A 1,406-nucleotide genomic window follows, 5' to 3' on the forward strand; every position below is an offset into this window, starting at 1 on the left:
GGCCCACGCTGCCGAGGGGCCCCAAACGAGCTCGCGAGTTTGGGGAGGCAGCGGGGACTACTTGGCCGGTTCCAGCGAGGTCAGGACCAAGACCGTGGTGGGTGCCCGGACCGAGAGGGTGGCGTACGGGTTTTCTTCCGTGGGCCAGCCGGTGAACCGGGTGTTGTTGTAGGCGCCCCATTCCGGGCCGGCAAATAGCGGGATGGTCGGAGCCACTTCGTTGTACTCCTCCTGGAGCTTGTCCGCGATGTCGTGCTGGGTGTTCTCGTCGGCTGCGGCTGCGAATTCGGTCAGCAGGGAGTCCGCCTTGGGATCGCCGAAGCGGTGGTAGTTCTCAAAGGCCTTCTCCCCCACCGGTTTGACCGTGGTGGAGCCCATGACGCCCGCGAAGTACTTGTACGGGCTGGGGTCGTTGGCGGTCCAGACGATGCCGGAATCGAAGTCACCGGTTTCGTAGCCCGCCACCACGGCCGCCCAGTCCGGCGAATCAACCTTGGCCGTGACGCCAACCTCGGCGAGGTTCTGGGCGATCACGTTGGCCACGGAGAGCCAGTCGGAGGAAGCTGCTCCCACGGAGATTTTGAACTCGAAGGGCTTGCCGTCCTTCAGTGTGCGCTTGCCGTCCGCACCCTTGGCGTAGCCGGCCTTGTCCAGGAGCTTGTTGGCCTCGTCCACGCTGAGTTTGGTCCACTCGCAGTTGTCTTGGACCTCCTTGTTCTTCCAGGTTTCGTAGTTCCCGGAAAGCCCGGTGCAGTCTGCCGGCTTGGTGTAGCCGCTCATGCCGATCTTGGTGACCTGCTCGCGGTCCACCGCCATGGAAAGGGCCTTGCGGACGTCCGTGTCGTTGAACGGCGCCTTGGTGGTGTTGAGCTGCCAGTTGATCATGGAACCCGTGGGCGGGAACCAGTACTTGCGGTGGTCCGGGTCCTTGGAAATGAAGGTCTTCTCGATGTTGGGCATGTACTGCGGCGCCCAGTCCACGTCGCCGTTCGCGGCGGCGAGGTTCGCGCCGTCGTTCCCTGCAAAGGCGAGCATCTTGATGCCGGCGATCTTTTGCTTGTCCGGCTGCCAGTAGTTGGGGTTCTTCTTCAGCACAAAGGACTGGGCCTGGAAGGTGTCCACTTCGGTGTACGGGCCGGTGCCGACGGGCTTTTCGTTGGCGTCCTTCTCGGGGTCCGCGATCTTGGACCAGACGTGGTCCGGCAGGATGCTCAGCTGGCCGAGGTCGAACAGCGCCGGGGACCAGGCCGTCTTGAAGCTGAACTTGACCTGGTTGGCGCCTTCGGCCGTGACCGTGTCCAAGTAGTCGTAGCCGCCCTTGATCTTCTTCTGCAACGCGAACGTGGTGACCACATCGGCGGGGACCAGAGGCTGGCCGTCGGACCACTTCACGCCGTCGCGGAGGG

General features: G+C 63.7%; 1 protein-coding gene. It reads right to left on the reverse strand.

The features are described 5' to 3' along the window. Positions 1 to 57: 57 nt before the first annotated feature. On the reverse strand, positions 58 to 1,406 hold a 1,349-nt coding region (locus tag BS38_RS0124025), incomplete at its 5' end, for an ABC transporter substrate-binding protein (protein WP_028273023.1).

Source organism: Arthrobacter sp. UNC362MFTsu5.1 (assembly GCF_000685965.1).
GTDB lineage: Bacteria > Actinomycetota > Actinomycetes > Actinomycetales > Micrococcaceae > Arthrobacter.